Below are 26,310 nucleotides of genomic sequence, written 5' to 3'. Positions count from 1 at the left end.
GCTATGCATGCGTTCATCCGCGGACGGCAGGTCCGCATTTCTGACCGTGCCGGCGGCGACGCCGCGGTCTGCGAGGGGAAGGACGAACACAATGATCGAGACGGTCGGCATCATCGGCGCGGGGACCATGGGCAACGGCATCGCCCAGGTGTGTGCGGCAGCGGGGTTGGCGGTGACCATGGTCGATGTCTCCGACGCCGCCTTGCAGCGTGGCGTCAAGACCGTCGAGGGAAGTCTCGACCGCCTGGTCGCCAAGCAGAAGATGACCGCAGCCGATCGCCAGGCGACGCTCGCGCGGATCACCGCCACGAGCGACAAGGCCAAGCTCGCCGCCTGCGATCTGGTGATCGAGGCGGCCACCGAGAACGAGGAGTTGAAGATCAAGATCCTGAAGGATCTCTGCGTGGGCCTGAAGCCTGCCGCGCTGGTCGCAACCAACACCTCGTCGATCTCGATCACACGTCTTGCCGCGGCGAGCGATCGTCCCGACCGCTTCATCGGCATGCACTTCTTCAATCCGGTGCCGGTGATGGCGCTGCTCGAATTGATCCGGGGCTTGCAGACCTCCAACGACACCGTCGCCAAGGCGGAAGCTTTTGCCAAGCGCGTCGGCAAGGTCGCGATCACAGCGAAGAACAGCCCGGGCTTTGCCGTGAACCGCATCCTGTGCCCGATGATCAACGAGGCGATCTTCGCGTTGCAGGAAGGCATCGCGACCGCCGAGCAGATCGACGCCGGCATGAAGCTCGGCTGCAACCATCCGATCGGCCCGCTCGCGCTTGCCGACATGATCGGGCTCGACACCATGCTCTCGGTGATGGACGTGTTCTACACCGGCTTCAACGACCCGAAATACCGGCCGGCACCGCTGCTGAAGGAGATGGTCGATGCCGGGCATCTCGGACGCAAGACGGGCCAGGGATTCTACAGCTACAGCAAGTGAGGCGTCGGGCTTGATCCGGAAAAGTGTGAAGCGGTTTTCCAAAAAGATCATGCCCCAATAAGGAGTCAACGCGCGATCTCGTCGCGATTTGGCGCCGCGCGCCACCGTAGTCATCCGGAATGGATCGTGCGGATGAGCTGACGTAACAGGTGAGCCGTCAGGCATTATCTGATCCGCCACGTGAGGCGGGGGACGAAAGACACGAGGCCCGGCCTCCTAGGCACGCCGGGCCTCGTGTTTTTTTTAGCATCCAGAGGCGATTCCGACTCGTGCGCTTTTGTCGCGGCGCGCCGGCTCACAGTCTGTTGAGGCAGCGGCCCGAAACCTCGCGAACCTCGTTCCCGTACCCTAGATCAGGCTGGGCGCCGATCGAGGAAGGAACAGGATCATGCGCAAAGCAAGTTGGGCCATTATGGCGTTCACCGCGCTTGGCGCCGGCGCGCTTGTCGGCTTCGCGGCGCCTGCGGCGGCCGATCCCTATGACTATCCCTGGTGCATTCAGGGCAGGGCCGAGGGATATCCCGGCTATTGCGGCTACCAGACCTATCAGCAGTGCCAGGCGTCGGCATCGGGCCGCGATGCCTATTGCGGCTACAATCCACGCTTTGCGTTCAGCCAGCAGCGAATGTCGCCGCGGGCGTACCGGTAACGCACCGGATCAGGTCGATCACGAACAATGACGCGCGATTTGCTGCTTGGCAGGGCGCGGCGAGGGACTTTGGCGGCCTTTCGGCACGATGGTTGCAGTGCAGGTCGCATCTGATGTCCCGGAACTGGAGAGCAAATGGGCGAGATCATCAGGTTCATTTCGAAAGCCGAACGTGAACGCGCGCGGCTGATCCGCGAGGCGCGGGCGAATTACGAGCGCATCTTCCCGTCGGGCGATTCGGGCGACGAGCAGGCAGCTTCGCCCGAAGCCGGCGCAAGCCAGGTGTCTTCCGAGCCGTAACTGTGCGATGTTGAATCGTTGCCGCCGGCATGGTGAACTTCACCATCGCAGGCGGCAGGCACGGAAGCGACGATGCGGAAACGGTTGTGGCAGCGACTCTGGCAGACTTGGACCGTCGACAAGCCGGCCGCCGTCGGCGATTGGCTCTGGCAGATCCTGGTCGTCGAACTCGCCGCGCTGCTCGATCGGCTGACCCTTCGGAAGATCATCGCGCTGATTCCCGTCGTCATCGTGATCGGCGCCTATCTGCACCGGATTCCGCTTCCTCCGGAACTGATGCTGGTCGGCGACGTGCTGGCCTACATCGATATCTTCTCGATGATCCTGCTGGTCAGCCTGCTGACACGCATGGTGGCCGTGCTCGCCATGATCAGGCAGGCCGCCGATCACCTCCGCTGGATGTCGCAGCTTGCGTCGCATGCGCTGCGTCGGATCGATGGTCGTCATCGTCGCGCCGGCAGCGCGCGCCGCCGCAACCAGATCGCGCGCGCCAAACCGGACGAGGATGAGCCAGCACTGATTGCCGGCCTGGCGGTCGCCTGAGATCGACACGCCCGGCGCGGCGTCGCCGCCACGCGCCTATCGCGGCTGCTCCGTCTGCGTGTCGCTGTCGTCGGCCTCGCGCGTCGCCGCGCCTTCAGCGGATGCGCCTGCACGATGCCGCTGCGAGCTGCTGAGCTCCGTCACGCCCTGGTGGCTGCGATGAAACGCGATGCCCATCCGGACGCTCCAGACCCCGAACAAAAGCGCACCTGCGGCACAGACCGCGACGAACGCCCAATCACGTTTTTTCATCTGGTCGAACAAGGCCAACCCAACGCCGCGCCATCCGCGGCCGTCTCCAGTGGAAGCGCCCGGAGCTCGCCGAGACTCGATCCCCTGACGACATGCGCGCAGCCCCAGCAGTAGGGGAATGATTTTCGGTCTGCAAGACGGATGCGCGCGGGACGCGCCGCGGATCAAGATTTGACGAAGGGACCCGAGGGCGAATTGAGAAAGCCCCGCCGAGTGTGAGCTCTGCAGCGGGGCTTTCGTGGTCGTGCCTTGGAGGCGCACTGGTTATTGCGGCTGCGCAGCGCGGTTACCAATCACATGCGCGGGAGGCTGGAGGCCCTCTAAGAACCGGCAGGTAGTTATTGCGCGCGCAGAACGGCCACAAACCGATCGCGCGCTTGTTAAGGATCGAGTTCATTAAGAAAAGGCAACGCGGAATCGCAGGCTTGTGAGTGGCGGGCGGAGGCTCTCGGACTATTCTGCCGATGCGGAGGGCCGCCATGAAATACAGCTCCGAACTCATCCAGACGATGCGTGATGCGTTAGAGACCGTGATGGCAAGCGTACCGAGAGACCAGGTCGTGTTCGGCCTCAAGGCCGCGGTCGCCGAATACATCCTGCACGCGGCGGCTCACGGCCAGACATCGTTCGACGGCCTGGTGGCCTCCGCCTCCGATCAGGTTCAGACCATCATCTCGATGCTGACCTGAGCTGTTCAAATTGCGGGCAGCGGCGTTGCGATCGGCGCGCGTGATGCCGGGCAGATTGAGGCGATTTCAGTGACTTAGGGCGTATTCCTGCGATGAGACGGGAGCGTTCGCTTGTCATCGTTTTTTCAGAACTCCACCAAAGAATTGCCGCGCTTCGGAGTGCACCTTCCAGTCATGGGCTGGGTGGGGACCCAAGCGTGAGACTGCACATGAGAGACGATCGCGCCGACTTCACAACGATGTCGCTGGCCAGGCTCGAGCAGGCCTGGGCCAACGCGAAGCAAGAAGAGAATTTCGAGCGCGTCGACGACGCGGCCGCTTCGACGGAAGAGCGCGTGCGCGCAAACAAGCGCAAGATCAGCGCGCATTGATGCGCGCGTGGATGCTCGCCATCGGGCAGGCGAGCACCGATCGCGCCTGCCGCGTCTTTAAGCCCGGATTAACCTCGCCGCACGCCGACCAATCACGGAATTGCGGACGGACACAATTGGCCCGCAATGTTGGTCGAACGGTCGCGCATGTTGTTTGCGTGCTACCCCCATTTGAGAGCGGCGCCCGTCGCCGCGGTGCTGTTGCTATTGAGCGTGCCGCTCGGCGGCTGTGCAACGTCTCCGCAATCATCGTTGATGGACGCGCACGCCGAGGCGCCGACGCCCGCAAAGAAAGACGCATCGATGCCGGCAAAGAAAAGCGGCTATCTCCCGGTCGAAGACCTGCCGCCACCGCGCCAGCAGGCCACCATGACGCCGGATGAGCGCGCGAAGATGCAGAAAGAATTGACCGCCGCGCGTGATCGGCAAGCCGAGACCGCGAAGGCGCAGGCGGCGCAGTGAGCGCATGAAGTCGTCGCGCTGACGGCCGGCGTCTGAGCCGCGGATCGCCCGGCGATTATCAATCCTGCTGTTGAGCGAAGGCCGTCAATGCGACATCGAGCCGGCATGTGACCGGAAGTGGAATTGGGTGCTCCCCCTGGCGCGCGCCTGCGCTCACCGGTGGGGTCTCCGCAATCTTACTGACCCGAAATTCATAGTGGTGTAATGGGCGAAGGGTTTTAATGCCGGCATTGCCCTACTTGGTTGTATTGACGATCGCCCGGCAGCCGCTTCTGCCGGGCTTTTCGTTGTCGTGATCCCTGTCGAGCATATCGCGGAAGCCGCGCGGCAATCGCGGGACTTCGTCATCGGGCCTGTTGCAACGGGGGCAGTTGCCTACTGTTGCGCAACGTCGCTGGATGCGGCTCCGAGAGGGGTCAGCGGCGAACCGGTCGATGTATTGCCTGAAAACCGATTATTGCCGAACGTTCCCGTGCTGCCCGAGACGGCGGTCGTGTTGAACGCGATATCACTGTTAGAAATGCGGACCGACGAATTGCTGATCACTCCGGAACCGTTGTGGCTGATAGTTGAATTGTTGACGACGATGTGCGCGCCGGTATCGCCGATAACACCTGCTGTGGAATTTCCGGACAGAACTGATCGATTGATCGCCACATTGTTGTTGACCGCAACCGCAACGCCATAGGCATTGCCTTCCGATCTGACGTTTTCGAGTACTACCGTTGGAAGCGGACCGGAGCCGTGGGAAGCTGCCGCGACGATACCTGGGCCGCCGCAGTTGTTGACGATCGAATTCGTAATATAGAGTTCAGGAGACCCGTTGGTGCGCAGATCGAGGATTCCCTGTGCCCCAAAATCCGAAACGCTCACGTCTTCGAGGTATACGTTTTGAACAAATTGCAGCGTAATGCCCGCGCTAGGGCTTCGACCGCCATTTGCCGAGCCGTTCATCGAGATGCCGCGGAGGTGAACCGTCGAAATTGAATCCGATGCGTTAATGTTGCCACCGGGGGCCAGGTTGACAACGATACTGAGAATAAGCGCCCGGGCACCCGAGCAATCGATATTGACCGATTTGTTAATCTGGATGAAGCCGTCGAAGACGGGGCTTAAACAAAAGATCGTGTCACCTGGACTCGCCTGCGAGAGTGCCCTCGTTATGCTCTGGCACGGAGTGCCAGCAAAGCAGCTGTTGCTATCGGAGCCGGTGGTTGCAACGAACAAGGTGTTTGCCTTGGCTTGAGACCCTGAAGAGATCAATGCGCAGGCGAAGAGGACAGAATAGCAGACGTTTCGGAACGACATGTCTCTACTCCTTTAAAAAATCTTTGCGGGCGAAGCCCGGCGGCCAAAATGGGACCGCTTGGTATGATCATGCCGATCAACGCATGTACCCGCAAGGGTGTTGGGCGACTGAGTCGGGACAATCTGCTGGTCGCTTCGGTGCGGAAGTAATCGCAGGGATGATGGCTTTAGGTTGCTAACGCGGGAGATGGCAACTTCGGTTCACGGCTGGTCCTGGTGGTTCTCGCAGACCCGTGTCCTCATAGCAGATGCAGCGCGTCGGTCATGTCAGCGCCCTCATCTGATCGAACAGCTCCTTGACCTCCGTCAGGCGAAGCTTCGTGCCGTTGGGCATGTGGTCCAGCAGCATGTGCCTGGTCCGGACAGCGATCGCGTCGCGCAGGTCGACGTCGTACTCAGCATGAAAGGCCTGCATGTCGGCGACAAACTGCCGTGCGGCCTCTGGCGAGATTTCGAGGGGCTTTCTCCGGAAGGGCATCCGCCAGGAGATAGTCACGCCGGGCCGGTTTTGCGAATCTATCCGACTCCGATGCTGTGCCCCTTCATGTGGAGCGCGGTTCGATCTCCGGTCAGCTGCTCTACATAGTCGTCGATCGCAGCGAGCAGCGCGTCGCTCGGCACGATGACTCTCCGCTGCCGGACGATGTAGGTCCGCAGCCGCTCCAATGCGGCCAGGTCCTCCTTGATACGATCGGCGCGGATCCGCGCATTCTGCTCGCGGAGTTTCTCTTGCTGGCAGGCGCGCGCCGCGGCTGTCACCGGTTGCGAGGAGGATTCAAAGGCGGAGAAGCGGGGGGACGCGGAAGCGTCTTCCCAGAGCCTGGCATGCGGCTGTCCAGATACCGAGCTAAGTCCGGTGCCGATTGAGAAACCAATCCGGCATCGATCAAGAACTTTAAATTTACGGCGGCCTGATCTGGATTGTCGGTTCTAACCGCATCCATAATCAACGAAGATTCGGTTTTCAGTATCTCCAGCCTTCGCTGAGAGTCCGCGTTGACTTGCGCTAATCTGATCTGCGCTTCGGCTTTCTGTTCTTCAAGCCGTTTTTGAGCGTCCGTCTTTTTTTCTTCCAGTTGCTTCTGATGTTCCGAGAGAACATAGCTTATGCATCCGGTCGACACCGTAACCATCGCCGCAATTGCGCCGGCGATTACTATTGGATTCGAGATCGCACTCAAAAAGAAAGAGCGCGGCCGGCTCTGCAACTCCAATCGCTTTGCTTCGAGTTCAAACTTCGAGGTCTCGATCTGAAGCCGTTTCAGCTCCAAGTCTAGTTCATCGCTCATGGGTGATCCTCGGTGAGGCCCACAATTTTGAGCAACCGGCAGTTGCGCGCAAGCGATTCCCCAAGAGGGGGAATTGATTCCACGAAGCTTTCGGCCGGAACACGGTGTTCGGCCGAGAGCGTGCGAATAAGAACATCTAGGCCAAATTGGCACACGGTTGGCACAGCGCGCCGTCCCGGAAAGATACGCCGCCGGGCTCGAAATACGCTGTCCCGGCGGCGCCCTGTTTCAAACTGGGGTGGGCAATCCCAGCCGAGACAAACCTCGCAACGGTCGTGCCAGCAACGATCTGGAGCGCTCTATGCCGAGCTTGCGGATCAGGAGAGCGCAGCCACTCGCTCATCTGGGCGCCGGCCTCAGCCAGTCGGGCTCGACAACGGTGCTATTCGCAGGCGCCGCGAGCCTCCAAGGCTTGTTCGATTTCGGCCAGGAGTTGACGAAGGTCGTCAGTCGAAAATACCGCGAGCGCGGCAGCGACCTGCCGATTAAACCCTGCGGCCCGCCGGTCAAATGCAGCGCGCCTTCTCGATTTGAACTGGAGCATCACGGCTTCAGGCATCGTACTCTCCTCACGCTGGTCCGAGCCAACTACCGCACGAAATCCTTGATGAATCTACCATTCGTTGCACCGCAGGATCACGGATACGCCAAGTGAGCGCGGGGGTGCGCCTGTCGGCGCGCACCCAAATGGCGGCTTGACGACGAATCCGCGCGGGGAGTCTACCGCCGCCTTGAACGTGTCCGCAGGCATCTCGCCGGACGTGGCGTCATGCCGGAGGAGAGGCGGGCGATGCTGGTCATGGCCGATCGCTACGGCACCGCGGCGGCACGCTTAGAGCAGGGCAATCGTTTCGTCCACACGAGCAATTCGTTTGGTGTCTGATTTTCAGTCTAAACTATTGATGTTGTTTGGTGAGCGCGGAGGGACTCGAACCCTCGACCCCATGATTAAAAGTCACGTGCTCTACCGCCTGAGCTACGCGCTCACTCACCTGAACATATGGGTCCGGACGTCGGCGGTTGCCTGTGGTGTCCGGATCATGCTCCAGCCCGCGCTGTGTAGGGGGCAGGGCGCATCGGGTCAATAGCTGACGGTGCGGCAATGCTGCCCCGGCGTGGGCCGGATTTGCCTCGATACCACTGGACGTTAGGGCCGCTTCTTGAGGTCGGACGGCCGGCAGCGTCCACGGCCTTTCACGCCTTCGGCTCAGCCATCCCGCCGCATCTCGGAGCCGGCCGGCTGCGACGGGGCGGCGACCGAGGGCAGGCTGACCGGGCGCAGGCCGATCAGTTCCGCGGTGCGGATCGCGCTGTTGCGCCAGAACGCGAACTCGTTGATCCGCGAATTCTCCAGGATCGCGATCGACACCGCGGCGAGGAATGGCAGGCTTTGCAGCACGAGGACGCCGGCGAAGATGTAGATCTCGCGGACCTGCTTGAAGCCGTTGGTGGCGACCAGCACCGCGGCGCCGACCAAGAGCAGCACGCCGATCACGGCTTCCCAGAACGCCTGGAATTCGATCGACATCCGCGACAGGCCCCCCTTCGAGGTGCGGGCGAAGGCGAGGTGCTCGGTGATCAGGCCCTGCGCCACCGCACGCGACACCGTCCATTGCACGCTCATCGCCGCGATCATCGCGCCCAGCATCTGGCCGGCCTTGATGTTCACGCGCAGCCGGTACAGCGCGACGAAATGCACCAGCGAGACGATGAAGGAGGCGATGATCGGCAAAGTGAGGATCTTGTCGGGGATCGCGATGTCGGCAAAGGCGACGATCGGCACCCAGATCAAATTGAGGATCGCGACCACGACGCCGAGGCTCTCGGCGCCGAGCCAGTTGAGCCAGCCGAGCGAGAATTCGCGGCGCTGGTCCGGCGTCAGGCGGCTGGCGCCGGGCAGGAAGCGCCGCCAGTGCTTCTTGACGATCTGGAAGCCGCCATAGGCCCAGCGGTGGCGCTGTTTCTTGAAGGCCTCGTAGGTGTCGGGCAGCAAGCCTTCGCCATAGCGCACGTTGGTGTAGTGCGTCAGCCAGCCCTGCTGCTGGATGGTGAGGCCGAGATCGGTGTCCTCGCAGATCGTGTCGGAGGACCAGCCGCCGGCCTTGTCCATCGCGGCGCGGCGGATCAGGCACATCGTGCCGTGCACGATGATGGCGTTGGCCTCGTTGCGCTGGACCATGCCGATATCGAAGAACCCGGCATATTCGCCGTTCATGATGTAGTGCATCAGCGAGCGGTCGCCGTCGCGATGCTCCTGCGGCGCCTGCACCAGGCCGACGCGGGGATCGGCGAACGCCGGCACCAGGTCCTTCAGCCAGTCCGCGTGCACGACATAATCGGCATCGATGATACCGATGATCTCGGCATCGGCGGCGGTGCGCTCCATCGCGATGCGCAACGCGCCGGCCTTGAAGCCCTGCACCTTCTCGGCGTTGATGAACTTGAAGCGTTCGCCGAGCTGACGGCAGTGATCCTGGATCGGCCGCCAGAACTCGGGATCCGGCGTGTTGTTGATGATGCAGACGCACTCGAAATTGGGATAGTCGAGCCGCGACACCGCATCGAGCGTCTGCTTCAACATCTCGACCGGTTCGAAATAGGCGGGGATATGGATCGAGACCTTGGGGAATGCGACGTTCTCGCCGAGCGTCGCCGGCGCCAGCGGCTCGGTCCGCGCGATCAGCCGGCGCGGGCCGCGGCCGAACGCGACAGCCGCGATCTCCTCGATCCGCGCCATTGCGATCAGTACGAGGGGAACGAGGAGTACCAGGCCGAGGCTGAGCGCGAACGCCGAGCCCCAGACGAAATAGTGCGTAGTCCAATAAGCAAACACAGTGGCGGCCCAGGCGCCGACGCCGTTGGCCGCAACCGACAGCAACAGCGCCTGCATCGCCGTCGGCGCATCCAGCCGCAGGATCGGCAGCGACATGAACAGCCCGACCAGGACGGCGACGAGCGCGAGCTTCCAGTAGTCCGGATTGGTGATCGGGCCAGTCCAGGCGAATTTCGCCTCACGGTCGGCGTTCAGGATGCCCCAATACGGACCGACGCCGCCTTCGAAGAATTTCCAGGGCTGATCGATCGCCTCGACGATGTTGTAGTCCATGCCGATGGCCTCGGCGCGGGCGACGAAATTCCTGAGCACGGTCGCCTGCTGGAACGCTCCGGGTTCGGCGGTGCGCAGGTTGTAACCTTGGCTCGGCCAACCGAACTCTGCGATCATGATGCGTTTGCCGCCGAACGTGTCGCGTAGCACCTTGTAGCGGTCGACCGCTTGGTCCACCGCCTGTTTGTCGGTGTAGTTTTCCCAGTAGGGAAGCACGTGCGCGGCGATGAAGTCCGATGAATTCGCGAGTTGCGGATGGTCGCGCCAGATGTTCCAGATTTCGCCAGTCGTCACGGGGACACTGACTGATTTCTTGACCTGCTGGATCACCCGGATCAGACGATGGACGTTGTTCTCCGCGATCGCCCATTTAATGGCTTCATCGCGCTTGTCCTGGGGCTGCGCCTCGGCGTCTCGAAGTCGCTCAGCTTCCTCGCGCAGGACGCGCTCGGACTCCTGGCGAAGGAACCGGTCCGATTCTTCGCGAAAACGGGCAGCCTCGTCTGGGGTAAGTCCAGAACTAGGTATCGGACCAAGGTTCTCGAGCGGAACCTGCTCGCCGCGAAACACGGTTTCGTTGCCGACGACGATGCCGATGACGTTGCTGCTGTTGCGTCGGGCCAGATCGACGGCAGCTTCGATCTCGCGCTGGTTGCGATCTTTGTCCTTGTCGATCCAGGCGCCGACCGTCACCTTCATGCCGAACTCGGCGGCGATCGGCGGCACCAGTTGATTGCCCTCGGTCGAGGAATAGAGACGGACCGCGCGTGACAGCGTGGAGAGCTTCCTCATGTCCGCGCGCACCTTCTCGGTGTCGGCTGCGAGGTCGACCACGGTATGGCCCGGCTCGAACGGGGCGTAGGACAGGCTCGGCAGCGTGCCGCGGAAATCCGGCGCCGACTGCTTCTCCTGGAACAGGCCCCACAGCGCGGCGTGAACGGCAGTGACAAGCAACAGGACGGCGACGACGGCGCGCATCGCGGTTAAACCATACGGGGCCTGAGATTGAGGACTAAGCGAACCCGTCCCCTGGGTTCGACCGGCAAAACGGCGGGGCTGAGGATAGCTCCGCCGGACGATTTAACAACTGGTATGCCGCGGTGGCGTTTTAAGGGCGCAAGCCGTTCGGCCTGCGAAAAAATCCCCGTGGCACGGATGGCGCGACCGGGCCCTATTTCGAAGGGCTCGGCGAGGCCGACGGCGACGGTGCAGGCGAGGGCGCTGCGGCCGGCGTAGCGGCGGCATTGCCGGCGGTCGACGGTGCCGGGGTGGGCGCTGCGGCAGCTGCCGCGGCCTGCGGCTGCGCGCCCGGATTGATCCAGCAGGCGTGGATGCGGCCGTCGAGGCTGCCGCGCACCTTGTCGTCGATCTGGGCGCCGAACCGGGTCAGGCAGCGGAACGCGGCCTGGACATGGCCGCCGGGGCAGCCGAAGCGATCGTAGAGGTCGAGATGGCGGAACGCGGTGTCGAGGTCGTCGTTCCACATCAGGCGGACGACTCGGCGGCCGAGCCAGACGCATTCCGGATTGCCGGCCGGGCCGTTGATGGCCTGCTGGGCCTCGACGAATTCCTCGACCTTGCGCTGGTTGGCTTCCTTCACGGCATTGGCGTTGGCATCGGCCGCGTTGCCGGGCTGTTGCTTGGCCTGGTCAGGCGGATTCGGCGAGCCGCTCTGCGCGAAAGCGCCGCCGGCGCCGATCAGCAGCGCAAGGCCTGCTACGCCAAGGTGACGCAAACCGGTGTTCTTCAACTCAAGCAGCCGTCGACGCATGTATTCCCCGATATGTTCCTGCCCCCGCGGGATCATCATCCTAACGGCTCGCGTGATGCCGTCCAAATAGGTCTCCAGTGCGGCGGAAACTCTGGCGGAATCCCATGACTGGAATTTGGTATTTTGTCCAGCAAGCTCACAACTTTATCGCAGCAGCGCAAAACTGTCGCAGGACAACCATGGTATTGACGGATTCCCGCTCTTGGCAGATGGGCTGTGACCGGCTAATTCGACGGTCCCCCGGAGGATGGAACCGATTTCGCTTCGTACGCCGCTGGCGCTTCTCCTCATCTCGCTCTCCGTGATCGCAGCCGTGTGGTGGTGGCTCGCCACGCCGATTACGCTTGCGCGCGCGCCGATCGATCCGGCCGCGAAGCTGCAATGCGTGTCCTACACGCCGTTCCGCGGCACCCAGACGCCGCTCGATCCGACCACCCAGATTCCGGTCGAGCAAATCCAGCAGGATCTCGCCGACCTCGCCAAGGTCACCGATTGCGTCCGCACCTATTCGATCGAGAACGGCCTCGACCAGGTGCCGGCCGTTGCCGCCAAGGTCGGCTTGAAGGTGATGCAGGGCATCTGGCTCGGCAGCAACCGGTTCAAGAATTTGCAGCAGATCGCGATCGCAGTGCGGCTGTCCAAGGAATATCCCGGTGTCATCACGTCGCTGATCGTCGGCAATGAGGTGCTGCTGCGCGGCGAGATGACGGCGGCCGATCTCGCCGCCAACATCCGCGCGGTGAAGGCCACCGCCAATGTCCCGGTCACCTATGCCGATGTCTGGGAATTCTGGCTGAAGAATCGCGAGATCTATGACGCGGTCGACTTCGTCACCATTCACATCCTGCCCTATTGGGAGGACATGCCGGTCAAGGCCAAGTTCGCCGCCGCCCATGTCGACGAGATCCGCAAGCGGATGGCGGGCGCATTCCCCGGCAAGGAGATCCTGATCGGCGAGACCGGCTGGCCGAGCGAGGGGAGGATGCGGGAGGGCGCGCTGCCGTCGCGGACCAACCAGGCCAGGGTGGTGTCCGATATCCTCGACCTCGCCAAGCGCGAGGGATTTCGCGTCAACCTGATCGAGGCCTATGACCAGCCGTGGAAGCGCCGGCTGGAGGGCACCGTCGGCGGCTATTGGGGCCTGTTCGATTCGGTGCACCGGCAGGTGAAGTATCCGCCGGGCATAGCGATCAGCAATTATCCGGCCTGGAAGCTCTATATGGGGTGCGGCATGGCGCTCAGCGTCGCGACCTTCCTCGCGGCCTGGCTGACGCTGCGGCGCCGGCCCTGGACGCCGCGCCCGTCGGCCTGGGTCGCAGTCGCCGTCTCCGCGACGACGGCGGGGGCGCTGCTCGGGATCGCCGTCGACAAGATGGCCTATGAGAGCTACGGCACCGACGGCTGGCTGCATTGGGGCGTGCTGCTGGCCGCCGCGATCGCGGCACCCTTGCTGTCGGCGCATGCGCTGATTGCCGGGCGCTCGCTGCCGACCTTCCTCGAGCTGCTCGGTCCGCGCGACTATCGCGGCAAGGGCGTGCTGATGGCGTTGCTCGCGATCGCGCTCGCCGTGACCACCGTGATTTCAGCCGAGACCGCGCTCGGCTTCACCTTCGATCCGCGCTACCGCGATTTCCCCTATGCCTCGCTGACCATGGCGGTGGTGCCGTTCGCGCTGCTGGCCATGCTCAACCGGCGGAAGGAGGGCGCCCGCCCGCTCACCGAGGCCGTGTTCGCCGGCCTGCTCACGATTGCGGCCGGCTACATGATCTACAACGAGGGCACCATCAACTGGCAGTCGGACTGGACCGTTGCGATGTATCTGCTGCTTGCCTCTACGCTGTGGCGGGCGCGGGCCGCGCAAAACCCAGGATGAACAGCCCGATCGCGAGCCCCGACAGCACGATGTTGTAGAGCACGATGCCGAGGCCGGCGGCGATCAGCCCGCCGGTCAACAGCACGATCGATGGCCGCATCAGGTTCAGCACCGCGATGACCAGCGCCGTGATCCCGAACACCGAGTTCTTGAACAAGACCGTCGACAGCGCCCGCGCCTTGCAGATCATGGTCTGCGTGCCGGCGTCGCAGGCCAGCGCGACGGTCGAGAACTCGATGCCGAGATAGCGCAGATACAGTGCGTAGCCGACCGTGAGGAAGCCCACGACCAGCAGGAACTGGACCTGATAGGGGGAGAGGCGGAACGGAGGTTTTGTCATCGCCGCACTATGGTCGGGAAAGCGGGACGGGACAAGGCGCGGCGAGAGGCCGTGAAAGCGGTTGAGAACTTCGCCGCAATCCTCTGAGTAAACGGGATCATTGGCTGTTCCGCCGGAAGATCGAGGAGATCGTCGTCGGCTCCGGCTTCTTCTCCTCGGCTACTGGTGGCGGCGCCGCGGCGCGCTTCGGCAGCATCCGCCGATGCGGCTGCGCGGGTCTGCTGGCGGCGGGCGGCTCGTCCGGCTTCAAGGTCAGGCGCTGGCCCTCATATATCGCGGTCTCACAGCTGCGATGGCTCGGGGGCAGCCCGGCGCAGATCTTGGCGGCGGTGCCGGCATCGTTCAGCGGCCCAGCCACAAGGCGAAGCTGCATGCCGAGCCCGTTGCTGTTTTCCTTGATCACGATGATCGGCCGCAGCGCCGCCAGCGTGGCATTGGCCTTGGATTTCAACAGGCCGCGCCACAGCGCGCGCAGGCCGTTGACGGAGTTCGCGGAGCCGAGATCGACGCCGAACTCGGTGCGCTGCACCTGCGCCTTCGGCGCATCGGCCTCGTCGCTCTCTTCATCGTCGGCCGTCGGAGCCGCCGTCGCCATCGGCGCGGCGGCCACGTCCTTGGCCGATGGTGGCTTGATCGGCTCGATCAGCTTGCCGGCGGCTGGATCCGGCGGTCCGATCATCGATTTTTCGGCGACCAGCGGCGCCGATGGTGTTGGCGCGGACGGCTTGCCGTCGTCGGGCGCGATCGACGCGGCCGATGCCGCCGGGCTCGCAGCGGGCGCGGGCGTTGCCGAGGCTGCGGACGGACGGTCGATCGCCGTCGGCGGAGTCGTGTCGGCGCTGGTTTGTGACTTGCCGGCAGGCAGCGGCTTCTTGTCCGCGGCGGTGAGCTTCTCCGGCGCGGCGGCAGGTTTCTCGGTTGGCGCGGCAGCCTTGCTGTCGGCGGAGGCGGCCTTGTCGGGCGCCGCCGGCTTATCGGGCGCGACGGGCTGGGTGGAGGCGACCGGGGCGACGGAAGGCGCAGGCGCCGGCACCACGGGTTGCGCCGGGGGCACGGCGACCGGCGGCGCACCGGGCGTCGCAGCTGCCGTCGACGGGGACGGCACCGGCATTGTCGCTTGCTTGGCGATGGCGCCGGTAACGGAATCCAGGTTCTGCTCCAGCGTGGTGACGCGGGAATACAGCCGGTCGCGGTCGCCGTTGAGTGTGTCGATTGCGGACGCCAGCCGGCGCGTCTCGTTGTGGCTCTCTTTGGCGAGCGATTGCAGCTGCTGCGCCTGGTGCGCGATATCGGCCGCGGCGAGCTGGTCGCGCTTCAGCACCAACGCCGACTGATTGGCCATGACGGCAACCGCGACGGCGCCGACCGCAACGACGCCCCAGGTGCCGAGCCGCCATGCCAGTCGGCGGCCGGACTCCTTCTCCTCGGCGAGCACGCTGCCGAGCAGGCCGTCATCGGTCTGCAAATCCGTCGCAAGCTTATCGGGATCTTTGGCCAAGGCGCGATTGGCCCTCCTCAAGGCCCGCCGAATCACAAGGTAAAGATTAACAGGAAATGCAGACGGAACTTGAATCCGCACCGCTACGGGGGCGAATCGGTTTCTTCTCCCCGGGAAAACAATTAAAGACATCGCGGCGCGCCGTGTCGCGCGGAATCTTGAGGATACCTGATGACTGCGCGATCGAGCCTGACGGTGGTGCTTGCGGCCGGCGAGGGGACGCGGATGCGTTCGTCGCTGCCGAAGGTGCTGCACCCCGTCGCCGGACAGTCGCTGCTGTCGCATGTGCTGGGCGCCGCCGCCGCCGGCGAGGGATCGCGGCTCGCCGTGGTGATCGGCCCCGATCACGAGGCGGTCGCCGCCGAGGCGCGGCGGGTGCGGCCCGATGCGCAGATCTTCGTGCAGCGCGAGCGGCACGGCACCGCGCATGCAGTGCTGGCGGCGCGCGATGCGATTGCGCAAGGCGCCGATGACCTCTTGGTCGCCTTCGGCGACACGCCGCTGATCTCGGCCGAGACCTTTGCGCGGCTGCGTGCAGCCTTGCGCGAGGGCGCGGCACTGGCGGCGCTCGGCTTCCGTGCCGCCGATCCGACCGGCTATGGCCGGCTCGTGGTCAAGGACGGCAAGCTCACGGCGATCCGCGAGCACGCCGACGCCAGCGACGAGGAACGCAAGATCACGCTGTGCAATGCCGGGGTGATGGCGCTCGATGGCCGCAAGGCGCTCGCGATCCTCGAGCAGATCGGCAACGCCAACGCCAAGGGTGAATATTATCTGCCCGATGCCGTCGGCATCGTCAGGCAATTGGGACTGGAGGCCGTCGTGATCGAAACCAGCGAAGACGAAGTGCGCGGCATCAACACCAAGGCGCAGCTCGCCGAGGCCGAGGCCGTGATGCAGGCGCGGCTGCGCAAGCAGGCGCTCGAGGCCGGCGTCACCCTGATCGCGCCCGAGACGGTCTATCTCGCCGCCGACACCACATTCGGCAAGGACGTCACCATCGAGCCGTTCGTCGTGATCGGTCCGGGCGTCACCATCGAGGACGGTGCCGTGATCCATTCCTTCTCGCATATCGTGGAAGCCAGGATCGGCAAGAAGGTCTCGGTCGGCCCCTATGCGCGGCTGCGGCCCGGCACCTCGCTCGGCGACGGCGCGCGGATCGGCAATTTCGTCGAGACCAAGGCCGCGGTGCTGGAAGCCGGCGTCAAGGTCAATCATCTGTCCTATGTCGGCGACGCCCATGTCGGCGCCAATTCCAACCTCGGCGCCGGCACCATCACCTGCAACTATGACGGCTTCCTCAAGCACAAGACCGAGATCGGCGAGGGCGCTTTCGTCGGCACCAATTCCTCGCTGGTGGCCCCGGTGAAGATCGGCAAGGGAGCCTATATCGGCTCCGGCTCTGTCATCACCAAGGATGTCCCCGACGACGCACTCGCCGTCGAGCGCAGCCAGCAGATGATCCGCGAAGGCGGCGCCGCGCGCTATCGTGCGGCGAAGACGAAAGAGAAGGCGGCGAAGGGCAAGTGAGGCGCACGATTGGACGTGGCGCGTTCGCTTCCGCTCCCACGAAGAGATTGTCGTCCTGGCGAAGGCCAGGAGCCCATAACGACCGAATTTGATCGTGAACGGAATCGTGGCCACAGCGTCGCGCAACGACTGATGCTTGTGGTAATGGGTCCTGGCCTTCCAGGACGACGCTGTGGGTCGTTCTCGATTCACCAACCACCACCGCGGTGTCGTCACCCGCGCATGCGGGTGATCCAGTATTCCAGAGGCAGTCGTGCTTGAGCCGAGAGGCCGCGGCGTACTGGGTCGCCCGGTTAAACCGGGCGATGACAGTTGTGGGTGGGGATATAGCTTCGCGTTCTCGCGACATGAATTGTCCGAGTCTGCTGTTCGTTCCGCCGCTCTGTGAACAGAGGGCGCAGGGAAAGCCGGGTGCCGATCGCACCCATGGGCCCGGTGCAACAAAAAGCACCGGGGTAGGACCACAGGTGTAACCGGGAACAACCCGGCTTTCCCTGCGCGATGGGTTACGGCTTATACGTGCTCGCCCCGGCGAGACTGGGCTTTTGTGTCACCGTCATCCGCAACGCTTTCGCGTCAAAGGAATCAACACCTGCCACTAGGGCGTCAGGCCTGCACGACTTCACCGTCCGCCTTGCGCGCGCTACGTCTTCGCACACTCCGCGTCCACCGCATCTCACACCGCGCTCATGACGACCGCGAAGCGCCCCTCGATCGGGTGAGACGCGGACATTAGACAGCTGAGTTGGGTAGGATGCCAAGAGGAATATTTTCTTAATGCGGACTTGACTTTTTGTTCGTGTTATGTTCTTAAATGCGCGAAGGCATAGGCAAGCGCGAGCGCGAGGACATGCACGCGAACAATCCGAGGGCTGCCGATCTCGACGCGGTCCGGCAGCAAAACATCATCCGCCTCTGGAACCAGCTCCGACGCCTGCAAAGGGAAAGGCAGCCTACGGCTGCTGTCGTACGGCAAATCGAGGATGCGCTCGCGGCGTGCGAGCGGGCCGCCGCCTGATCGCGATCGTTTCCAGGCGACCGGACGCAGAGGTTGCACGCAGCATTGCCGGGCACGTCGTGAGTTGCTGTCCGGCAACGCTCCTGGAGTTTCTCACCAGACCGCGCCGTAGCCCGCGCGGGCCTCAGGCCCGGCCGCGCACGCCGTTCGGGCTATCGCCGAACCGGCGCCGGAACAAGCGGTTGAAATGTGAGACGTTGGAGAATCCCGCCTGCATGGCGACGTCGGAGACCGGCCGGTTCGGAAACCGGACCAGCAGCTCGAACGCGCGTTTCAGCCGGAGCTCGTTGACGCGGGCGGTGAACGACACGCCCGACTTTTCCAGCAACACCTGAAGATAGCGCGGCGAGATGCCTGCCCGGCTTGCCACGCTCGCGACCGTCATGTCCGGATCGGAAAAATGCTTGCCGATATCTTCCAGCGTACCGGCCAACCGCGCCGCCGCGACGCCGCCCGCCGCATGTTCCGGGGGGACGCGATGTGCAGAAATGACCAACGCGGCGAGGTCGTGGATGTGGTCGGCGATCTTCTGCTGCAGGATCGGCTGATCCAGTTCCGGATCGGCCTGAACCAGACCGAGATAGCTGATCAGCAGTCGCAGTGCTGGATCGTCGGGCGGGATGACCCGCATGACCGCGGAATCGACATTCGCGCGCATCGCGAGCGCCGTTCGCGGAAACACCAGGTTGAGGTGGCGTGAGCCGCACAACAGGACCGGTTCGTCCCGACGGACAACAACGGCGCTGCCCTCCCGCAATGTGGTGTCCGTCCCGGACCGCCACACCAGCGCCGGATCGCCGAGATTGACGATCAGCCCCAGGTCATCGCCGCCTTCGGCGGCGAGCGCGCGGGTGCGATCCAGTCGCGCCGCCGAGCCGGAGCACGACGCAATCGCCACGCCCGGAAGGCGCTGCAGGATGGCTTCGGCGCAAAACGGGGCGTCAGGCTCGAGCGGCTCGATGTTCACCCGGACCACGGTCCGCCCGAACTCCTCGCGCCATCGGGAGAGACGTTCGCGTTCGGGTAGGCCGCTGGTCGAAAACCGCTTCGGTCCGCAATCGGATTCCATGAAAAGGCACATTTCAGGGCATCGAGGTCGGGCCAGCCGAGCCCCGATACCGGGACAATATTGCCAAACATTACCGGCGACCGGCCCCTGCGTCAACTTGACGCGGTCGTAGCCGGTGAACCCCGGATTGTACGCAAAACGCAAAGCCCGCTTCGCGTCAGAGCGTGATTTCGATAAGTGTGCTGCTGTTCTCGAAAACGTCGCTCCGGAAAGCGACGGGCTTAGGCGCGACGGCGATTTGCCGACGCTCATCGCGCTCCTGGGCAGATGCGCGCGCCCCTCGCGATCATGTGCCGCCGATTGCCGGCGGACTGACCGCGCAGTTCGCAATTTGCAAAGTCCGGCGGGTCTGATGACCAGCGGTGGCGCGCGAAGTTGCACGGCAGCGATTGAACCCACGCCGGCAAACTGTGTCAGACTGTCGTACGTGTTTCAGTGCGAATGGAAGTCGAGGCACCATGCCGGCAATGCAGCAAGCTGCGGTCGGGTCACCGCGGCGGACCGATCGCGGGATCGGCGCGCTGTGCAGACATCTCCGCCGCACGCGTCGCCGCATGCTGCCGCTGCTGACGCTCGGGCTGCTGGCGGCAACTGCACAGTCGCATGCCGCCGGCACGCAAGCGGCGCCCGCGGTTCTTGACGCCGCCTCGAAGGACACACGCGTCGCGCACAATCCGTTGTGGCTGGTCGCTCTTGGCGATCTCTCCGCCACTACGCAGCGCCCGATCTTTGCCGCTTCGCGCCGTCCGCCAGTTCCGCGCGCGATTGCCGTCGCACCGGTGAGGCCGCCACCTCCTGCGCCGGTCGTCTCACTGCCGGAACATCCAGCGCTGGTGCTGATCGGCACGATCATCGGCCCATCGCTGCAAACCGGCGTATTTCGCGAGGAGACCTCCGACAGGATCGTCAAGCTCTCCACCGGCGGAGGTCGCGACGGATGGACCCTGCGTTCGGTCAGCCGACGCGACGCGCGCTTCGAGATGGCTGATCGGACCGCGGTGCTGCCGCTGCGGCCTTCGGCGCAGCCGATGCCACAAGGCAAGTCCGCTTTCCCGGCCACGGGACAGTCACGCCGCCGCGAATGGTACGACAACTGAAAAGAGGAGCCGAGGACGACGATTGAACCACACCGTCCCGTTTTTGATGTCATTTTCCAGGAGCAATAGAAATGAAGCGCTTACTTGAAGTGGTTGCGATTGTTCTCGCCGCAACGCTGTTGACCATTCAATGGTCGTCGGAAGCGAACGCTCAATCCATCTTTACGTACGTGTCCAGCTCGGGCAGCGACAGCAGCTCCTGCTACACCCCCGCCACTGCTTGCGCGACCCTTCCGCGAGCCATTGCCCAGAATTTTGGTGGTGGTGTCGTGCAGTGTGTGGATGCAGCGAATTTCAACATTATCGCCAATCACGTCAATATCGTCATCGACAGATCGATCACGATCAACTGCGTCGCGGGGGCTGCCATCAGTGCAGCCTCGATCGTCATCAATGCGCCGTCCCAAATCGTCAAGCTGCGCAACGTCGGTATCACCGGCCTGAGTGGCTATACTGCCGGACCCGCGATCGAAATCGTTGCCGCGAGCCAGGTTTTTCTCGAGAACGTCACCACTTCCGGAAATCCTTCTGGCCCTGGAATCTACGATCATCGCACCGGCCCGGGCGGGTTGGTCGTCCGCAACAGCAGCATCGTCGGAAGCAGCGGCGTCGGCATTCTGGTTGCGCCGGCGAGCGGGAGCCTCGGGGTCGAGCTCGACAACGTCAACTCCGCCTACAACAACTATGGCCTCGCCGTCGGCAGCGGCGGGCGCGTGATGGCCAAGAACTCGGTGTTCGCCTACAACGCGACCTCGGGAGTCCAGGTTGATGCGGGTGGGTTCGTGAGCATCAGCTCGAGCGAGATCTCGTTCAATTCGACGGGCATCGGCGCGGGCGGATCGGTTGCGCTGCAGGGTTCGACCGTCGTTTCCAACACCACCGCGATCCAGGGCGCGACCCAGAGCCTGGGCAACAACCGCATCTTCGCCAACATTCACGACGGCACCGCGCCGACGATCGTCAGCGGACAGTGATTGCCCGGGGGCGCCCGACGCGCCACCGCCGTCGAGTTGATATTAGCAAGCGGGAGCCGGGCACGGCTACCAACCGCGCGGCCCCGTTCGAATGTCACTTTGCCACCAAGGAGCAATCGAAATGAAACGCGTACTTTGCCTGATTGCGATCGTTCTCGCCGCAGCGGTGCTTGCGGTCCGATGGACGTCGGAAGTGAGAGCTCAAAACTTCGTGCCAAACACGACATACGTGTCCCACAACGGAAATGATGCGAACGCTTGCTCTTTGGCTGCGCCTTGCGCGACGTTCACTCGGGCGCTCGCGGTGACGCCGACCAACGGCTCTCTCAGTTGCCTGGATGCAGGATATTTTGGCGGGATCATCACCATAACCTCCGGGGTCACCATCGACTGCCTCGCGGGCGGCGGGGGCACAAATGTGTACTCGATCAAAATCAACGCGGGGGGCGACAAGATCACGCTCCGAAATCTCGTTGTGAACGAGTGGAACGCCTCCGCTGGATCGGCCCCTGCGGTGATCGAGATCGTGGCCGCCAACACCGTCTATATTGAGAATGTCCTGATTGCCCGGTCCGCCTCTGAATTTGGAATCTACGATCATCGCAACGGGCCGGGCGTGCTGGCGATCAGCAACAGCAGCATTGTCCAGAACGAAGGACCTGGTATCGTCGTGTCACCGGGATCCGGAATCATCGGCGCCGAACTCGACAACGTGAAATCGGCCTTCAACACCTACGGGCTCGCCGTCGGCAGCGGCGGCCGCGTGATGATCAAGAACTCGGTGTTCACCGACAACGCCACCACGGGAATCCAGGTGGATGGCGGCGGGTTCGTGAGCATCAGCTCGAGCGAAATCTCGTTCAATCAGACCGGCGTCGCCGCACAGGGGACGGTTTCGCTGCAAGGGTCCACCGTCGTCTCCAATACCACTGCGATCCAGGGCGCGACGCAGAGCCTGGGCAACAACCGCATCTTCGCCAACGTTCACGACGGCAACGCGCCGACGATCGTCAGCGGGCAGTGATCGGCTCACGCTGCCCGCCGCGCGGTTTTCAGCCGTCGGACCCACGCCACCCCCTTTTTCTCCCACGGAGCAATAGCCATGAAGCGTTTACTGACGTTGATTGCGATCGTTCTGACGGCCGCGGCGTTCACCGTCCAATTGACCTCGCTGGCAAGAGCGCAGAATTCGATCACTTATCTTGCAGGCCAGGGACAAGACACAAACGGCTGCTTCATAAACACCCCGTGCCAGTCACTCAGCGTGGCGCTGGGCCACACGAGCGACGGCGGGGCCATTCAGTGCGTCGATGCAGGCTATTTTGGAAGTGCTACGATAACCATTTCAGTCGTGATCGATTGCGTTGCGTCAGGTGGAGGCGCCAATGCCGAAGCTATCACCATTAACGCCCCCGGGAAAATCGTTACGCTCCGGAATATCGCGATAGACGGATTTGGTCGCGGTGGAATCGATATCATCGCCGCGGCCAGCGTTTACCTCGAGAACGTCCTTGTGAGTACCTCCTTCATGCCCGGAATCAAGGATCACCGGGCCGGACCTGGGGTGCTGGTGATCCGCAACAGCAGCATCGTGAACATTCAAGGCGTCGGCATCCTCGTCGCGCCATCGAGCGGGACGATCGGGGCCGAACTCGACAACGTCAGCTCCGCTTATAACAGCTATGGCCTTGCCGTCGGCAGCGGCGGACGCGTCATGATCAAGAACTCGGTGTTCACCGCCAACACCACGTCGGGAATCCAGGTCGACGGCGGTGCGTTCGTGGGCGTCAGCTCGTCGCAAATCTCGTTCAATTCGACGGGCATTGCCACGGGGGGAACGGTTGCGGTGCAGAACTCAAGCGTCAATTCCAACACCACTGCGATCAGCGGTGCGACGCAGAGCCTGGGCAACAATCTGCTGTTCGCGAACATTGCCGACGGCACCGCGCCGACGATCATCAGCGGCCGATGACGGCGATTGGGCCGACCGGATTGGAGCGGCTGGCGCTGCGCCTTTCAGGTGAAGGCGACCTCGATCCGATTGTCGGCCTTCGCGGCCTGATCGCCAACATGGTCCCGAGCTTCAGGCCGGTGGCGCAGGCCGCCACCGCGCTGGTCGCGACCTCCTGCCTGATGACGGCGATCCTGGTTCCGATCCTGACCGGATTCGGGGCGAAGCGGATGGGGCATGTGACGGCGGAGGAGGCCGAGGCGGAGAGCTATCGCGAGGGTGTCGAGCCCATTTGACGCCCTTGCTTTAAGGCCGATGCGAAGCGATCCGGTTAGCCGAAGTTAACCAGCCCTTCGCGTCAGCCTTGCCGCTTAAGACTGTCGCAATCCGCAATAATTATTGAGTATCGTCGGAGCGGCGATTCCCGTTAAGGGACCGTGTCGCCGCTCGGGCAAATTTTCGGCGATTTGGGGATATCAAACCGCATGTGCGGCATCGTCGGCATTCTTGGACGCGCTCCGGTCGCGGAGCAGTTGGTGGATTCGCTCAAGCGGCTCGAATATCGCGGCTATGATTCCGCCGGGGTCGCGACGCTGGAGAACGGCGCGCTGGCGCGGCGCCGCGCCGAGGGCAAGCTGAGGAATCTCGAGGCCAAGCTCGGCACCAAGCCGCTCGGCGGCCATACCGGGATCGGCCACACCCGCTGGGCGACGCACGGCAAGCCGACCGAGAACAACGCGCATCCGCACTCAACCGACCGCGTCGCCGTGGTGCATAACGGCATCATCGAGAATTTCCGCGAGTTGCGCGAGCACCTCGAGGCCAAGGGCACGGTGTTCTCGACCGAGACCGACACCGAGGTCGTGGTGCATCTGGTCGACGATCTCTTGAAGGGCGGCGTCGCGCCGGTCGAGGCGGTGCGGGCGGCGCTGTCGCAGCTGCGCGGCGCGTTCGCGCTCGGCTTCATCTTCGCCGGCGAGGACGACCTGATGATCGGCGCGCGCAACGGGCCGCCGCTCGCGATCGGGCATGGCGAGGGCGAGATGTATCTCGGCTCGGACGCGATCGCGCTCGGGCCGTTCACCGACACGATCAGCTATCTCGAGGACGGCGACTGGGTGGTCTTGAACCGCAAGGGCGCGACGATCTTCGACAAGGACAATGCGATCGTCCACCGCGAGGCGATCAAGCACACCATGGCGACCGCGTTGGTCGACAAGGCGAACTACCGCCACTTCATGGCCAAGGAGATCCACGAGCAGCCCGAAGTGGTCGGGCACACGCTCGCCCGTTATGTCGAATTGGCGACCGAGCGCGTCATGCTGCCGGTGAAGCTGCCGTTCGACTTCAAGGATATCCAACGCGTCTCGGTGGTCGCCTGCGGCACCGCGAGCTATGCCGGCTTCATCGGCAAATACTGGCTGGAACGGCTGGCCCGGCTGCCGGTCGAGCTCGATGTCGCCTCCGAATTCCGCTACCGCGAGGCGCCGCTGCGCAAGGGCGATCTCGCGATCTTCATCTCGCAGTCCGGCGAGACCGCCGACACGCTGGCGGCGCTGCGCTACGCCAAGGCGCAAGGCGCGCACACGCTCTCGGTCGTCAACGTGCCGACCTCGACGATCGCGCGCGAGAGCGAGACCGTGCTGCAGACGCTGGCCGGCCCCGAGATCGGCGTCGCCTCGACCAAGGCCTTCACCTGCCAGCTGATGGTGCTGGCGTCGCTTGCGGTCGCGGCGGGCAAGGCGAGGGGCGAGCTCTCCGATGCCGACGAGGCCAAGCTGGTGCACAGTCTGGTCGAGATCCCCCGGTTGATGTCGGAAGCGCTCACCACCGAACCGCAGATCGAGAAGCTGGCGCGCGAGATCGCCAAATCGCGCGACGTGCTCTATCTCGGCCGCGGCACCGCCTATCCGCTGGCGCTGGAAGGCGCGCTGAAGCTGAAGGAGATCTCCTACATCCACGCCGAGGGCTATGCCGCCGGCGAGCTCAAGCACGGCCCGATCGCGCTGATCGACGAGCACATGCCGGTCGTCGTGATCGCGCCCTACGACAAGGTGTTCGAGAAGACCGTCTCCAACATGCAGGAGGTCGCCGCGCGCGGCGGCAAGATCATCCTGATGACCGACGCCAAGGGCGCGGCAGAGGCGACCATCCAGTCGCTGGTGACGATCGTGATGCCTGACATGGGCGCGACCTTCGCGTCGATCGTCTACGCCGTGCCGGTGCAGCTGCTGGCCTATCACACCGCCGTGGTGATGGGCACCGACGTCGACCAGCCCCGGAATCTGGCCAAATCGGTGACGGTCGAATAGTCGCAAGTGACGACATCACGCAGCCTTCAAAAACCTGCTAGGATGACATAGCTGTTTTGGAGCGCGATCAAGATCGCGCTTTAGCTTGTTGTTTGCGCACGATCTTTTCGGAAACCGGTTCGCAAAGTTTTCCAGGGTCATGCGTTCGATTCCGCCCGCTGCGACGACCTGGAACCGCAATGACGTCCAACCAAGTGCCTCCCGTGACGCCGGGTGACGTGCCCCCGGATGCCCCCCGCGGGCTGATGGCGCGCTTCCGCAACTATTTCCTCACCGGCCTCGTGGTGGCCGGGCCGGTTGCGATCACCCTGTATCTGACCTGGTGGTTCGTCACCTGGGTCGACAATCTGGTGCGGCCGTTCGTGCCGACCGCCTATCGGCCGGAAACCTATCTGCCGTTCGGCCTGCCGGGATCGGGGCTCGTCGTCGCCGTGATCGCGCTGACCTTGCTCGGCTTCCTGACCGCCAATCTGATCGGCCGCACGCTGGTCGATCTCGGCGAGCGGCTGCTCGGGCGGATTCCGGCGGTGCGCGCGATCTATCGCGGGCTGAAGCAGGTGTTCGAGACGCTGTTCTCGGGCAACGGCTCGAGCTTCCGCCGTGTCGGCCTGGTCGAGTTTCCCTCGCCGGGGATGTGGTCGATCGTCTTGATCTCGCAGTCGCCGAGCGAGGACCTCGCGGCCAGCCTGCCGGGCGACGAAGAGCATATCTCGGTGTTCCTGCCGTGCTCGCCGAACCCGACCACCGGCTTCTTCTTCTACGTGCCGCGGAGCAAGATCATCGAGGTCGAGATGACCGCGGAAGATGCCGCGACGCTGATCATGTCGGCCGGCGTGGTGCAGCCCGGCACGACCGATCAGAAGAAGGCCGCGGCGCTCGCCGGCATGGCCAACGCCGCCCGCATCGCCAACCAGGCCTCGCTGCGGCCGGCAACGACGCCGGCGAAGGTCGAGGGGTAAGGCCCT

General features: G+C 63.8%; 28 protein-coding genes and 1 tRNA gene. 17 read left to right on the top strand and 12 right to left on the bottom strand.

The features are described 5' to 3' along the window. Positions 1–91: 91 nt before the first annotated feature. From IC762_RS18895 to IC762_RS18880, 4 genes are all read left to right on the top strand, one after another. Positions 92–943 (top strand): 3-hydroxybutyryl-CoA dehydrogenase, encoded by an 852-nt coding sequence (locus tag IC762_RS18895; protein WP_195783776.1) that lies wholly within the window; start codon positions 92–94, stop codon positions 941–943. A 388-nt stretch (positions 944–1,331) separates the two neighbouring features. Further along, positions 1,332–1,592, top strand: coding sequence for a DUF3551 domain-containing protein (locus IC762_RS18890; protein ID WP_195783775.1), 261 nt, complete (start codon positions 1,332–1,334; stop codon positions 1,590–1,592). Between the two features lie 135 nt (positions 1,593–1,727). Next, complete coding sequence (locus IC762_RS18885; RefSeq protein ID WP_195783774.1) at positions 1,728–1,892, top strand: hypothetical protein; 165 nt, start codon at positions 1,728–1,730, stop codon at positions 1,890–1,892. A gap of 72 nt (positions 1,893–1,964) precedes the next feature. Then, on the top strand, positions 1,965–2,435 hold the full coding sequence (locus IC762_RS18880; RefSeq protein WP_195783773.1) for a hypothetical protein: 471 nt from the start codon (positions 1,965–1,967) through the stop codon (positions 2,433–2,435). 36 nt (positions 2,436–2,471) lie between these two features. Here the strand turns inward: IC762_RS18880 and IC762_RS18875 are convergent, their stop codons facing one another. Then, complete coding sequence (locus tag IC762_RS18875; protein WP_195783772.1) at positions 2,472–2,699, bottom strand: hypothetical protein; 228 nt, start codon at positions 2,697–2,699, stop codon at positions 2,472–2,474. Positions 2,700–3,166: 467 nt separating this feature from the next. Here IC762_RS18875 and IC762_RS18870 point away from each other — a divergent pair, with 467 nt between their 5' ends. From IC762_RS18870 to IC762_RS18860, 3 genes are all read left to right on the top strand, one after another. Continuing rightward, entirely contained in the window at positions 3,167–3,376 is a 210-nt protein-coding gene (locus tag IC762_RS18870; protein WP_195783771.1) for a hypothetical protein, read from the top strand. A gap of 209 nt (positions 3,377–3,585) precedes the next feature. Further along, positions 3,586–3,747 (top strand): hypothetical protein, encoded by a 162-nt coding sequence (locus IC762_RS18865; protein ID WP_195783770.1) that lies wholly within the window; start codon positions 3,586–3,588, stop codon positions 3,745–3,747. A 129-nt stretch (positions 3,748–3,876) separates the two neighbouring features. Beyond that, the gene (locus IC762_RS18860; RefSeq protein WP_246801085.1) at positions 3,877–4,209 is read left to right on the top strand and encodes a hypothetical protein; all 333 of its coding nucleotides are present in this window, start codon (positions 3,877–3,879) and stop codon (positions 4,207–4,209) included. A gap of 375 nt (positions 4,210–4,584) precedes the next feature. On the opposite strand, the gene IC762_RS18855 is transcribed toward IC762_RS18860, so the two are convergent. From IC762_RS18855 to IC762_RS18820, 8 genes are all read right to left on the bottom strand, one after another. Next, positions 4,585–5,517 carry a right-handed parallel beta-helix repeat-containing protein gene (locus IC762_RS18855; protein ID WP_195783769.1) on the bottom strand — a complete coding sequence of 311 codons (933 nt, stop codon included), beginning with the start codon at positions 5,515–5,517 and terminating at the stop codon, positions 4,585–4,587. Between the two features lie 262 nt (positions 5,518–5,779). Next, entirely contained in the window at positions 5,780–6,013 is a 234-nt protein-coding gene (locus IC762_RS18850) for a hypothetical protein (protein WP_195783768.1), read from the bottom strand. A 20-nt stretch (positions 6,014–6,033) separates the two neighbouring features. Beyond that, on the bottom strand, positions 6,034–6,276 hold the full coding sequence (locus IC762_RS18845) for a hypothetical protein (protein WP_195783767.1): 243 nt from the start codon (positions 6,274–6,276) through the stop codon (positions 6,034–6,036). Further along, positions 6,273–6,806 (bottom strand): hypothetical protein, encoded by a 534-nt coding sequence (locus tag IC762_RS18840; protein WP_195783766.1) that lies wholly within the window; start codon positions 6,804–6,806, stop codon positions 6,273–6,275. The genes IC762_RS18845 and IC762_RS18840 overlap by 4 nt, the downstream gene beginning before the upstream one ends. 382 nt (positions 6,807–7,188) lie before the next feature. Further along, complete coding sequence (locus IC762_RS35165) at positions 7,189–7,365, bottom strand: hypothetical protein (protein WP_210338381.1); 177 nt, start codon at positions 7,363–7,365, stop codon at positions 7,189–7,191. Positions 7,366–7,716: 351 nt separating this feature from the next. Next, a tRNA-Lys gene (locus IC762_RS18830) sits at positions 7,717–7,792 on the bottom strand. A 221-nt stretch (positions 7,793–8,013) separates the two neighbouring features. Next, positions 8,014–10,890 carry a glycosyltransferase gene (locus IC762_RS18825; protein ID WP_195783764.1) on the bottom strand — a complete coding sequence of 959 codons (2,877 nt, stop codon included), beginning with the start codon at positions 10,888–10,890 and terminating at the stop codon, positions 8,014–8,016. 193 nt (positions 10,891–11,083) lie between these two features. Then, entirely contained in the window at positions 11,084–11,683 is a 600-nt protein-coding gene (locus IC762_RS18820) for a beta-1-3, beta-1-6-glucan biosynthesis protein (protein WP_195783763.1), read from the bottom strand. Positions 11,684–11,930: 247 nt separating this feature from the next. Between IC762_RS18820 and IC762_RS18815 the strand changes: the two genes are divergently transcribed. Beyond that, positions 11,931–13,556 carry a beta-(1-6) glucans synthase gene (locus tag IC762_RS18815; protein ID WP_195783762.1) on the top strand — a complete coding sequence of 542 codons (1,626 nt, stop codon included), beginning with the start codon at positions 11,931–11,933 and terminating at the stop codon, positions 13,554–13,556. On the opposite strand, the gene IC762_RS18810 is transcribed toward IC762_RS18815, so the two are convergent. Then, a complete protein-coding gene (locus IC762_RS18810) occupies positions 13,516–13,896 on the bottom strand; it encodes a hypothetical protein (protein WP_195783761.1) in 381 nt (126 codons plus the stop codon). The genes IC762_RS18815 and IC762_RS18810 overlap by 41 nt on opposite strands. 97 nt (positions 13,897–13,993) lie before the next feature. After that, positions 13,994–15,394 carry a hypothetical protein gene (locus IC762_RS18805; protein ID WP_195783760.1) on the bottom strand — a complete coding sequence of 467 codons (1,401 nt, stop codon included), beginning with the start codon at positions 15,392–15,394 and terminating at the stop codon, positions 13,994–13,996. Between the two features lie 171 nt (positions 15,395–15,565). Between IC762_RS18805 and glmU the strand changes: the two genes are divergently transcribed. Then, a complete protein-coding gene (gene glmU, locus IC762_RS18800) occupies positions 15,566–16,924 on the top strand; it encodes a bifunctional UDP-N-acetylglucosamine diphosphorylase/glucosamine-1-phosphate N-acetyltransferase GlmU (protein WP_195783759.1) in 1,359 nt (452 codons plus the stop codon). A gap of 814 nt (positions 16,925–17,738) precedes the next feature. Further along, positions 17,739–17,942 (top strand): hypothetical protein, encoded by a 204-nt coding sequence (locus IC762_RS18795; protein WP_195783758.1) that lies wholly within the window; start codon positions 17,739–17,741, stop codon positions 17,940–17,942. A 124-nt stretch (positions 17,943–18,066) separates the two neighbouring features. Here IC762_RS18795 and IC762_RS18790 read toward each other — a convergent pair whose 3' ends face one another. After that, entirely contained in the window at positions 18,067–19,263 is a 1,197-nt protein-coding gene (locus IC762_RS18790; protein WP_195783757.1) for a helix-turn-helix transcriptional regulator, read from the bottom strand. 206 nt (positions 19,264–19,469) lie between these two features. Here IC762_RS18790 and IC762_RS18785 point away from each other — a divergent pair, with 206 nt between their 5' ends. From IC762_RS18785 to IC762_RS18755, 7 genes are all read left to right on the top strand, one after another. After that, on the top strand, positions 19,470–20,108 hold the full coding sequence (locus IC762_RS18785; RefSeq protein WP_195783756.1) for a hypothetical protein: 639 nt from the start codon (positions 19,470–19,472) through the stop codon (positions 20,106–20,108). Positions 20,109–20,179: 71 nt separating this feature from the next. Then, positions 20,180–21,082: a right-handed parallel beta-helix repeat-containing protein gene (locus IC762_RS18780; protein ID WP_195783755.1), complete on the top strand. Its 903-nt coding sequence runs from the start codon at positions 20,180–20,182 to the stop codon at positions 21,080–21,082. A 121-nt stretch (positions 21,083–21,203) separates the two neighbouring features. Continuing rightward, positions 21,204–22,106: a right-handed parallel beta-helix repeat-containing protein gene (locus tag IC762_RS18775; RefSeq protein WP_195783754.1), complete on the top strand. Its 903-nt coding sequence runs from the start codon at positions 21,204–21,206 to the stop codon at positions 22,104–22,106. A gap of 78 nt (positions 22,107–22,184) precedes the next feature. Then, on the top strand, positions 22,185–23,054 hold the full coding sequence (locus IC762_RS18770; protein WP_195783753.1) for a right-handed parallel beta-helix repeat-containing protein: 870 nt from the start codon (positions 22,185–22,187) through the stop codon (positions 23,052–23,054). Then, entirely contained in the window at positions 23,051–23,329 is a 279-nt protein-coding gene (locus tag IC762_RS18765) for a 2-keto-3-deoxygluconate permease (RefSeq protein WP_195783752.1), read from the top strand. The genes IC762_RS18770 and IC762_RS18765 overlap by 4 nt, the downstream gene beginning before the upstream one ends. 189 nt (positions 23,330–23,518) lie before the next feature. Then, positions 23,519–25,345, top strand: coding sequence for a glutamine--fructose-6-phosphate transaminase (isomerizing) (gene glmS, locus IC762_RS18760; RefSeq protein ID WP_195783751.1), 1,827 nt, complete (start codon positions 23,519–23,521; stop codon positions 25,343–25,345). Between the two features lie 179 nt (positions 25,346–25,524). Next, positions 25,525–26,304: a DUF502 domain-containing protein gene (locus IC762_RS18755; protein WP_195783750.1), complete on the top strand. Its 780-nt coding sequence runs from the start codon at positions 25,525–25,527 to the stop codon at positions 26,302–26,304. The last annotated feature ends 6 nt before the right edge of the window (positions 26,305–26,310 follow it).

The organism is Bradyrhizobium genosp. L (assembly GCF_015624485.1).
GTDB lineage: Bacteria > Pseudomonadota > Alphaproteobacteria > Rhizobiales > Xanthobacteraceae > Bradyrhizobium.
The sequence above is the reverse complement of the archived record's forward strand: the minus strand, read 5'-3'. Positions and strand labels throughout refer to the sequence as shown.

Excerpts from the sequence above, each read along its gene's own strand:
- IC762_RS18895 (WP_195783776.1), top strand. The coding sequence starts at position 92 with ATGATCGAGACGGTCGGCATCATCGGCGCGGGGACCATGGGCAACGGC.
- IC762_RS18890 (WP_195783775.1), top strand. The coding sequence starts at position 1,332 with ATGCGCAAAGCAAGTTGGGCCATTATGGCGTTCACCGCGCTTGGCGCC.
- IC762_RS18885 (WP_195783774.1), top strand. The coding sequence starts at position 1,728 with ATGGGCGAGATCATCAGGTTCATTTCGAAAGCCGAACGTGAACGCGCG.
- IC762_RS18880 (WP_195783773.1), top strand. The coding sequence starts at position 1,965 with ATGCGGAAACGGTTGTGGCAGCGACTCTGGCAGACTTGGACCGTCGAC.
- IC762_RS18870 (WP_195783771.1), top strand. The coding sequence starts at position 3,167 with ATGAAATACAGCTCCGAACTCATCCAGACGATGCGTGATGCGTTAGAG.
- IC762_RS18865 (WP_195783770.1), top strand. The coding sequence starts at position 3,586 with ATGAGAGACGATCGCGCCGACTTCACAACGATGTCGCTGGCCAGGCTC.
- IC762_RS18855 (WP_195783769.1), bottom strand. The coding sequence starts at position 5,517 with ATGTCGTTCCGAAACGTCTGCTATTCTGTCCTCTTCGCCTGCGCATTG.
- IC762_RS18840 (WP_195783766.1), bottom strand. The coding sequence starts at position 6,806 with ATGAGCGATGAACTAGACTTGGAGCTGAAACGGCTTCAGATCGAGACC.
- IC762_RS35165 (WP_210338381.1), bottom strand. The coding sequence starts at position 7,365 with ATGCCTGAAGCCGTGATGCTCCAGTTCAAATCGAGAAGGCGCGCTGCA.
- IC762_RS18825 (WP_195783764.1), bottom strand. The coding sequence starts at position 10,890 with ATGCGCGCCGTCGTCGCCGTCCTGTTGCTTGTCACTGCCGTTCACGCC.
- IC762_RS18820 (WP_195783763.1), bottom strand. The coding sequence starts at position 11,683 with ATGCGTCGACGGCTGCTTGAGTTGAAGAACACCGGTTTGCGTCACCTT.
- IC762_RS18815 (WP_195783762.1), top strand. The coding sequence starts at position 11,931 with ATGGAACCGATTTCGCTTCGTACGCCGCTGGCGCTTCTCCTCATCTCG.
- IC762_RS18810 (WP_195783761.1), bottom strand. The coding sequence starts at position 13,896 with ATGACAAAACCTCCGTTCCGCCTCTCCCCCTATCAGGTCCAGTTCCTG.
- glmU (WP_195783759.1), top strand. The coding sequence starts at position 15,566 with ATGACTGCGCGATCGAGCCTGACGGTGGTGCTTGCGGCCGGCGAGGGG.
- IC762_RS18795 (WP_195783758.1), top strand. The coding sequence starts at position 17,739 with ATGCGCGAAGGCATAGGCAAGCGCGAGCGCGAGGACATGCACGCGAAC.
- IC762_RS18790 (WP_195783757.1), bottom strand. The coding sequence starts at position 19,263 with ATGAGCGTCGGCAAATCGCCGTCGCGCCTAAGCCCGTCGCTTTCCGGA.
- IC762_RS18785 (WP_195783756.1), top strand. The coding sequence starts at position 19,470 with ATGCCGGCAATGCAGCAAGCTGCGGTCGGGTCACCGCGGCGGACCGAT.
- IC762_RS18780 (WP_195783755.1), top strand. The coding sequence starts at position 20,180 with ATGAAGCGCTTACTTGAAGTGGTTGCGATTGTTCTCGCCGCAACGCTG.
- IC762_RS18775 (WP_195783754.1), top strand. The coding sequence starts at position 21,204 with ATGAAACGCGTACTTTGCCTGATTGCGATCGTTCTCGCCGCAGCGGTG.
- IC762_RS18770 (WP_195783753.1), top strand. The coding sequence starts at position 22,185 with ATGAAGCGTTTACTGACGTTGATTGCGATCGTTCTGACGGCCGCGGCG.
- IC762_RS18765 (WP_195783752.1), top strand. The coding sequence starts at position 23,051 with ATGACGGCGATTGGGCCGACCGGATTGGAGCGGCTGGCGCTGCGCCTT.
- glmS (WP_195783751.1), top strand. The coding sequence starts at position 23,519 with ATGTGCGGCATCGTCGGCATTCTTGGACGCGCTCCGGTCGCGGAGCAG.
- IC762_RS18755 (WP_195783750.1), top strand. The coding sequence starts at position 25,525 with ATGACGTCCAACCAAGTGCCTCCCGTGACGCCGGGTGACGTGCCCCCG.